Origin of the sequence: Streptomyces sp. NPDC048349 (assembly GCF_040651925.1) — a bacterium.
Lineage (GTDB): Bacteria > Actinomycetota > Actinomycetes > Streptomycetales > Streptomycetaceae > Streptomyces.
Map to the genome: position 1 here is coordinate 23,081 of NZ_JBEZLA010000073.1, position 8,290 is coordinate 31,370.

The 8,290-nt window shown below is 71.7% G+C and carries 8 protein-coding genes; 4 read left to right on the top strand and 4 right to left on the bottom strand.

All coding sequences use genetic code 11. The annotated features are described in order from the left end of the window. The first annotated feature begins 53 nt into the window (after positions 1-53). Positions 54-1,592: a ricin-type beta-trefoil lectin domain protein gene (locus tag AB0D44_RS29735; protein ID WP_362596550.1), complete on the top strand. Its 1,539-nt coding sequence runs from the start codon at positions 54-56 to the stop codon at positions 1,590-1,592. 50 nt (positions 1,593-1,642) lie between these two features. Here the strand turns inward: AB0D44_RS29735 and AB0D44_RS29740 are convergent, their stop codons facing one another. From AB0D44_RS29740 to AB0D44_RS29750, 3 genes are all read right to left on the bottom strand, one after another. Beyond that, the gene (locus tag AB0D44_RS29740) at positions 1,643-2,413 is read right to left on the bottom strand and encodes a glycerophosphodiester phosphodiesterase (RefSeq protein ID WP_362596552.1); all 771 of its coding nucleotides are present in this window, start codon (positions 2,411-2,413) and stop codon (positions 1,643-1,645) included. Positions 2,414-2,529: 116 nt separating this feature from the next. Then, the gene (locus AB0D44_RS29745; protein ID WP_362596554.1) at positions 2,530-3,153 is read right to left on the bottom strand and encodes a hypothetical protein; all 624 of its coding nucleotides are present in this window, start codon (positions 3,151-3,153) and stop codon (positions 2,530-2,532) included. Positions 3,154-3,290: 137 nt separating this feature from the next. Beyond that, on the bottom strand, positions 3,291-4,955 hold the full coding sequence (locus tag AB0D44_RS29750; RefSeq protein ID WP_362596556.1) for a fumarate hydratase: 1,665 nt from the start codon (positions 4,953-4,955) through the stop codon (positions 3,291-3,293). Between the two features lie 150 nt (positions 4,956-5,105). Here AB0D44_RS29750 and AB0D44_RS29755 point away from each other — a divergent pair, with 150 nt between their 5' ends. Both AB0D44_RS29755 and AB0D44_RS29760 read left to right on the top strand, forming a co-directional pair. After that, complete coding sequence (locus AB0D44_RS29755; RefSeq protein ID WP_362596558.1) at positions 5,106-5,774, top strand: DUF1707 domain-containing protein; 669 nt, start codon at positions 5,106-5,108, stop codon at positions 5,772-5,774. A 134-nt stretch (positions 5,775-5,908) separates the two neighbouring features. Continuing rightward, positions 5,909-6,277, top strand: a complete 369-nt coding sequence (locus tag AB0D44_RS29760) for a WhiB family transcriptional regulator (protein WP_362596560.1) — start codon at positions 5,909-5,911, stop codon at positions 6,275-6,277. Positions 6,278-6,385: 108 nt separating this feature from the next. Here the strand turns inward: AB0D44_RS29760 and glpX are convergent, their stop codons facing one another. Next, positions 6,386-7,417 (bottom strand): class II fructose-bisphosphatase, encoded by a 1,032-nt coding sequence (gene glpX / locus AB0D44_RS29765; RefSeq protein WP_362596562.1) that lies wholly within the window; start codon positions 7,415-7,417, stop codon positions 6,386-6,388. Positions 7,418-7,653: 236 nt separating this feature from the next. Here glpX and AB0D44_RS29770 point away from each other — a divergent pair, with 236 nt between their 5' ends. After that, positions 7,654-8,181, top strand: a complete 528-nt coding sequence (locus AB0D44_RS29770; protein WP_362596564.1) for a DUF4245 domain-containing protein — start codon at positions 7,654-7,656, stop codon at positions 8,179-8,181. Positions 8,182-8,290: the final 109 nt, after the last annotated feature.

The window sequence follows — 8,290 nt, forward strand, 5'->3', positions numbered from 1 at the left end:
CCCCTACTGACCAGTAAATACCGGGGGTAACACCGGCACTCGGGGAGGCGTTCATGACACGTGCACACCGGAAACCCAGGCTCAGATCTACCCTCGTCGCCGTCACGGCGGCCGCGGCCGCCCTCGGGGGCGTCACCGCCATCACCCCCACGGCCCAGGCGGCGGTGCCCACGGCCACGGCGGCAGGGGCCGTGACCCCCCTCTCGCCCGAGCTGGAGGCGATCCGCGCGGCGGAGGCCACCAGGATCTACGGCGACCCGGCCATCCGCCCGCTCGGCGAGCGCAAGACCGGCCTGATCTCGCTGGGCGACAGCGAGATCTCGGGCGAGGGCGTCGGCACCTACGACCCCGCGACGAACACCTCGTCCAACCAGTGCCACCGCTCGCCCGACGCGGCGATCCACCGCACCGGCATCCCGGCCGACCTCACCTTCAACGTCGCCTGCTCCGGCGGGTACACCGGCAACATCAGGATCGGCGGCAGCAAGCAGTACGCCGACGAACTCGTACAGAGCGACAGCCTCGCCATCAAGGCCCGCAACACGAAGATCAAGATGGTGCTGCTCGTCGCCGGGGCCAACGACGACCTGCAGTTCGGCCCGGTCATGACCGACTGCGTCACCCGCTGGGTGCTCAGCCAGGGCACCTGTGAGCCCAAGTACGCCCCCGGCTGGCAGGCGCGCGTCGACGGCCTCAGGCCCAAGGTCGAGGCCACGGTCGCCGACCTCAAGACGGTCATGCGCGGCGCCGGATACGCCGACTCCGACTACAAACTGGTCGTCATGGGCTACCCCAGCCCCATCGGCCCCGACTTCTACGACAACCCGAACTTCCCCGGCAAGCTCCCCGGAGGCTGCGCCGGCTACGACTCCGACGCCACCTGGGGCCGCAATTACGCGGTACCCGCCTTCGAGAAGGGCATGCGGGACGCGGCGCGCAACTCCGGCGCCGTGTACCTCGACAACTCGCGGCTCTTCCACGGCCACGAGGTGTGCATGGAGGACACCTGGGCCCGCGGCCTCTACCTGGACCTCGGCGACCACTTCCCGTGGGACGAGAACACCGCCCGCCAGTCCTTCCACCCCAACTACCGGGGCCACGGCGCGTTCGCGTCCTGTCTGACCCAGCTCTACGACTCCGGGCTGCGCGAGGCCTCCTGCGCCGACCCGGCGAGCACCGGCACGCCCGTCCTCCAGGCCGGGGCCTGGGACGACACGTTCAAGCCCCTGAAGAACGAGGCGAACGGCACCTGCCTCGACACGAACGGGGGCTCCAGCGCCAATGACACGGCGGTCCTGGGCTGGGACTGCCACGGCGGCCGCAACCAGGGCTGGTGGTACGACGCCGCCCGCAAGTCCGTCCACAGCGAACTGACCCAGGACCGCTGCGTCGACGTCCCCGGCGCCCGCTACGGATCCGGCACCGGCCTGATCATCTACAACTGCCACGGCGGCGCCAACCAGCAGTTCGTCCGCGACGGCGCCACCCTGCGCCCCGCGGCCTCCCCGGGCATGTGCCTGACGGTGGCCGCCGCGCGCGAGCCGCTGCGCCTGCAGACCTGCAACGGCTCGGCGTCGCAGCGCTTCGCGTAGTCCCGTTCCGCCCACCCCCCACACCCGGCCGGCGCACCCCGGCCGGGTGCTCACATGTCGAGCAGCAGCTTGCGCACGTCCCGCGGGCGGTTGGTGATGATCGTGTCCACGCCCAGCCGTACGCACAGCTCGACGTCCTGCGCCTCGTCCACGGTCCACACCCGCACGGACAGCCCCTTGGCCTTCAGCCGGGCCACCAGGTGGGGGTCCCGCCGTACGAGGTCGATGCCCGGGCCCGCGTGGGTCGCGTACGGGGGCCGCGCCGGGCGGATCGTGCGCTCGATCAGGAACACGGCGGGCAGGCCGGGCGCGAGCCGGTGCAACCGGGTCAGCGCGGTGCGCGAGAAGCTCATCACCTCGACGCGGCCGTCGGACCCGTCGGCCAGGCCGTACTCCCGGAGCATCCGCACCAGTTCGGCCTCCAGCCGGCCGCCGGCGCGGGACGGGTGCTTGGTCTCGACCGCGAGCCCGACCGGGCGGGGGGCGGCCAGGGCCTCCTGCAACAGGTCCTCGAACAGCAGGACCCGGGCCCCGGCGTGCGCGTCGCCCTTCCACGAACCGAAGTCGAGCGCGCGGAGCTGCTCGTAGGTCATCTCGGAGACGATCCCGCGGCCGTCGGAGGTCCGCTCGACCCTCCGGTCGTGCACGCACACCAGCTTGCGGTCGGCGGTGAGCCGCACATCGCACTCGAGCGCGTCGGCACCGTCGTCGATGGCCTGCCGGTAGGCGGCCAGGGTGTGCTCGGGGTGCTCGTGGGAGGCGCCCCGGTGGGCGACCACGCGCACGGTGCGCCCGGAGCGGAGGGTCGGCGTGGCTGTCATACGGGGAATCCTCGCAGGGCGTGGTGAACGGGCGGGCGCGGGGCCGTGGCCCCGACGTTAACCGTGCCGGGGCGGGTGCGCCGGGGCCGACACCCCACCCCGTCCCGTCCCACCCGCTACGGCCTCGGGGCCAGGGCGGCCGGGGTGACCTTGAAGCCGCCCTTCGTGACCTCCGTGAAGGGGGCCGGGGCCATGCAGGTGCCCACCGTGGCCTGGGCGGGCGAACCGTCCGGCTTCGGGTCGACGTTGGCGATGCCCCAGGAGAAGCCGACCCGGTCAGGCGCGCCGCGTTCGCCGTCCTGGACGCTCAGGCCGATCCGCCTGCCCTCCCAGCCCGGCACGTTCGAGGTCGTGACCACCGCGGTCACCGTCGCCGTCCGGCCGCCGGTGACCAGGCAGTCCACCTCCGCCTCGGCCACGGCCGTGACGTTCTCCTCGGGCTGCGCGTGGTAGACGGTGACCCGGCCCCGGGCGTCGGTCGGCAGGCCCTGCTCGAGCCCCGGGAGCGGCCGGCTCCACGGCACCGATTCGGCGTCCACGGTGAAGCGGATGTCGTGCGACGCGGGCACGTACGGGTAGTGCACCGTGCCGCCCCCGCGCACCGAGGCGGCCTTGGGCGCCGCTCCGGCCGTGGCTGCCGACGCCACCGGGGCCGCCGGGGCGGGCCCCGCCGCGACCAGGGTGGCCACCAGGGCGGCGCAGGTTCCGGCGAGGACGAGGGTGCGCGTGCGGCTCTTCATCGTGAACTCCCGTTCGACGTGGGCTGTGCGGGTACGCAACCAGCCTCGCCGGGAGCCGTCGGCGTGCCGTCCGCCGCGTGGCGGACATGCGCGAGGGCCCCTCCCCCGGACGGGGGAGGGGCCCTCTGCGCGCGTGGCTACAGACCCGGGCCGCGGACCGGGATGTGGGTGAACGTCGGCTCGGGGGCCGGGTTCTGGAAGAAGTCGTTGCCCTTGTCGTCGACCACGATGAAGGCCGGGAAGTCCTCGACCTCGATCTTCCAGACCGCCTCCATGCCGAGCTCCTCGTACTCCAGGACCTCGACCTTCTTGATGCAGTCCTGGGCCAGGCGCGCCGCCGGGCCGCCGATCGAGCCGAGGTAGAAGCCGCCGTGCGCACCGCAGGCGTCCGTCACCTGCTGGGAGCGGTTGCCCTTGGCCAGCATGACCTTGGAGCCGCCCGCCGCCTGGAACTGCTCGACGTAGGAGTCCATGCGGCCGGCCGTGGTCGGGCCGAAGGAGCCCGAGGCGTAGCCCTCCGGGGTCTTCGCCGGGCCGGCGTAGTAGACCGGGTGGTCCTTCAGGTACTGCGGCATGCCCTCGCCCGCGTCCAGCCGCTCCTTGATCTTGGCGTGCGCGATGTCGCGCGCCACGACCAGCGGACCGGTCAGGGAGAGCCTCGTCTTCACCGGGTGCTGGGTGAGGGTGGCGAGGATCGACTCCATCGGCTGGTTCAGGTCGATGGAGACCACGTCCGAGGACTCGTCGAGGTGGTCGTCGGTGGTGTCGGGGAGGAAGCGTGCCGGGTCCGTCTCCAGCTGCTCCAGGAAGATGCCCTCGGCGGTGATCTTCGCGACCGCCTGGCGGTCCGCGGAGCAGGAGACCGCGATGGCGACCGGCAGGGACGCGCCGTGGCGGGGCAGGCGCACCACGCGCACGTCGTGGCAGAAGTACTTGCCGCCGAACTGCGCGCCGATGCCGATCTTCTGGGTGAGCTCGAAGACCTGCTGCTCCAGGTCGAGGTCGCGGAAGCCGTGGCCGAGGGGGGAGCCCTCGGTGGGCAGCTCGTCCAGGTAGTGCGCGGAGGCGTACTTGGCGGTCTTCAGCGCGTGCTCGGCGGAGGTTCCGCCGACGACGATCGCCAGGTGGTAGGGCGGGCAGGCCGCCGTACCGAGCGAGCGGATCTTCTCCTCCAGGAACTTCATCATGGAGGCCTCGTTGAGGACCGCCTTGGTCTCCTGGTAGAGGAAGGACTTGTTGGCCGAGCCGCCGCCCTTGGCCATGAAGAGGAACTTGTACGCGCCGCCGTCGGTCGCGTACAGCTCGATCTGCGCGGGCAGGTTCGAGCCGGTGTTCTTCTCCTCCCACATGGTCAGCGGGGCCATCTGCGAGTAGCGCAGGTTCAGGCGGGTGTAGGCGTCGTAGATGCCGCGGGACAGGGCCGCCTCGTCGGCGCCCTGCGTGAGGACGTTCTGCCCGCGCTTGCCCATGACGATCGCCGTGCCCGTGTCCTGGCACATCGGCAGGACGCCGGCCGCTGCGATGTTCGCGTTCTTGAGGAGGTCGAGCGCGACGAACTTGTCGTTCGACGAGGCCTCGGGGTCGTCGATGATGCGGCGCAGCTGCGCGAGGTGCGCCGGGCGCAGGAAGTGCTGGATGTCGTGGATGGCCTCTTCGGCGAGCTTGCGCAGCGCCTCCGGCTCGACCTTGAGGAACGTACGGCCGTCCGCCTCGAAGGTGGACACGCCCTCGGCGGTCACCAGCCGGTAGGGGGTGGTGTCCTCGCCCAGGGGCAGCAGGTCGGTGTACGCAAACTCTGGCATGACGGCAGTCATTCCTCACTCGGCAGACAGCGCTGGCGACCAATTGGCAGCGCAGTCCACCAGCGTAGGACCTCCCGGCGCGGCCGTGTCTGTGAGGTAAGGCTCACTGGGGAGTATCGCGATCTATCGTGTCTCGCTATGCTGGGTCGCGTGGACCTGGAAAAGCATTCCGCTGCCCCCGCCCCCGCCCCTGCTCCTGAGGCCGCCGGGCTGCGTGCCTCCGACGCCGACCGGGACCGGATCGCGCAGATCCTCTCCGACGCCCTCGCCGAGGGCCGCCTGACCTCCGAGGAGCACTCCGAGCGCCTGGATTCGTTGTACGCCGTCAAGACGGTGGGCGAGCTGGAAGCGCTCGTACGGGACCTCCCCGCGCCGGATCCCGGCCCCGCTCCGGCCGCGTACGCGCAACACGGTGCGGCGTCGGGCTACCCCGAGACGGTCGTCGCCGTGTGCAGCAGCTCCGCCCGCAAGGGCCGCTGGCGGCCGGGTGCGCTCACCCGCGCGGTATCGGTCATGGGCGACGTCAGCCTCGACCTCACCGAGGCGGTCTTCGCGCAGCAGGTCACCGAGATCAACGTGACCTGCGTCCTCGGCAACGTCGAGGTCCTCGTCCCGGAGAACGTCACCCTGCGCGGCTACGGGAGCGGCGTCCTCGGCAATTTCGAGGTGCGCGGCGAGGGCCGCGGCGCGGTCGATCCGCAGGCCCCGGTCGTGATCGTCCGGGGCTTCGCCCTGCTGGGCAACATCGAGGCGCGGCCCAGGCCCGGCGCCCGGCTGGTCGATCTGGCGGACCGAATGCGCAAGCGCACCGACGGCTGAAACCGTCCGGGACGGGGGGTCGCGTTTCGGACGAACCCCCTGCGGCCGTTGGCACCCAGTGCATAGGGGCGCGCACAGCGGGTAGGGACAGGTGCATCGTCTCTCGCTCCCGTACCCGTCGTCAGGAGTAGACCGTGCCGCATCCGCCGCATCAGTCCCTGAAGGTTGCCGTCGTGCCGAATCCGCGGGTGCCGGTGAGGGCTGAGGACGGCCCATGGCATGCGGAGGCGGTGTGCCGCCGCGACGAGGCGGGCCTGTTCTTCGCCCCCTCCAAAGAGCCCACCGCGGCCAGGCTCTCCCGCGAGGAGGCCGCCAAGCGCGTCTGCGCCCGCTGCCCGGTCATGGTCGCCTGCCGGGAGCACGCGCTGCTCCAGCCCGAGCCGTACGGCGTCTGGGGCGGCCTCACCGCCGCCGAGCGCCGCGTGGTCCTGGCGCGGATGCGGCGCCGCTCGGCCGAACTGCGCCAAACGCCCGGGCCCGGCACCATAGCCGCCGCGGGCTGACCCCGCGCCAGGAAGCGTGCGCGGACCCGTACGGAGTGCGCGAGCACGGCAGAGGGGCGGTCACCGCCGCACACGGTGACCGCCCCTCTCGTGCTGTCCGCCCGGAGGCTACTGGGCGCGGTCGAAGTCGACGGCGCTGTACGCGCGCAGCTTCGACAGTCGGTGCGTCGAGTCGATCTGGCGGATCGTGCCCGACTTCGAGCGCATGACCAGCGAAGACGTGGTCGCGGTCTCCGAGCGGTAGTGGACGCCGCGCAGCAGCTCGCCGTCCGTGATGCCGGTGGCGACGAAGAAGACGTTCTCGCCGGACACCAGGTCGTTCGTGAACAGGACGCGGTCCAGGTCGTGGCCGGCGTCCAGAGCGCGCTGGCGCTCCGCCTCGTCCTTCGGCCAGAGCTTGCCCTGGATCGTGCCGCCGAGGCACTTTATGGCGCAGGCCGAGATGATGCCCTCGGGGGTGCCGCCGATGCCCAGGAGCAGGTCCACGCCGGTGCCCTCGCGCACCGCCATGACCGAGCCCGCGACGTCGCCGTCCGAGATGAACTTGATCCGCGCGCCCGTCTCGCGGATCTCCTTGACGATGCCCTCGTGGCGGGGGCGGTCCAGGATCACGACGGTGACGTCCTCGACGGCCATGTTCTTGGCCTTGGCGACGCGGCGGATGTTCACCGAGACGGGGGCGTTGATGTCGACGAAGTCGGCGGCCTCGGGGCCCGTGACCAGCTTCTCCATGTAGAAGACCGCGGACGGGTCGAACATGGTGCCGCGGTCGGCGGCGGCCAGGACGGCGATGGCGTTGGGCATGCCCTTGGCGTTCAGGGTGGTGCCGTCGATCGGGTCCACGGCGATGTCGACCTCGGCGCCGGTGCCGTCGCCCACCCGCTCGCCGTTGAAGAGCATGGGGGCCTCGTCCTTCTCCCCCTCGCCGATGACGACGACGCCGTTCATCGAAACGGTGGAGATCAGGGTGCGCATCGCGTTGACCGCGGCCCCGTCCGCGCCGATCTTGTCGCCGCGTCCGACCCACCGGCCGGCGGCCATGGCGGCGGCCTCGGTGACCCGTACGAGTTCCAGGGCGAGGTTGCGGTCGGGGGCCTCCGGAGAGACTTCGAGCTGGGGCGGCAGGTTGTGCTCGGTCATCGGAGCGCACCTTTCTGTACGGCGACGGCCGGGAAGTGAGGGTGCTGGAACTCTATCGGTACGTCGACATATTGAGCAGGGCGGGTCACGTATGAGCGGAATATCGGTCATTCGATTGGCCTGAGCGGACGTCTTGCCGGGGCCGGGAGCGCGCCGCACAGGAGTCCGGGCGCGTCCGGGGGCCACCCCGGCGGTGATCGCCGGCGCGCGTACGGGACGATGGTGCCGTGGCAGGTATGAAAGGCAAGCAGACGGTCTGGGACATGGTCCGGTCGCTGGCGGTCATCGGCATCGTGGTCGCGGGGATCTACCTCTTCGTTCCCCATGACGAGGACGCCGATCCGACGCGCACGGTCGACTACCGGGTGGAGACGCTCACGGCCCGGCGCGCCGCCCCGTACCCCGTGGCCGTCCCGGTGGGGCTGCCCCAGGAGTGGCGGGCGACCTCGGTGACGTACCAGCGCAAGGAGGCCCACGCCTGGCACCTGGGCTTCCAGGACCCGGAGCGGCAGTACGTGTCGGTGGAGCAGTCCGCGGACACCTCCGCCAAGTACCTCGCCGCGGTCACCCAGAAGGCGGAGGCCACCGGGCAGACCCAGCAGGTCGGCGACGCCGTCTGGGAGCGCTGGGACGGCGAGAAGTACGACGCCCTCGTGAAGCGCGAGCAGGGCTTCGTCACGGTGGTCACCGGGACGGCCTCCTTCGAGCAGCTGGGCACCATGGCCGCGGCCCTGGAGTTCAAGCAGGGCCAGCAGGGCGCCTGACGCCCCGCGCCGACGGGCGTACGCACGACGAAACGGCCGCGCGCCCCGGATCTCCGGACGGTGCTGGTCTGCGACGACGGGCGGGTCGTGCTGACCGGCCTGGCGGCGG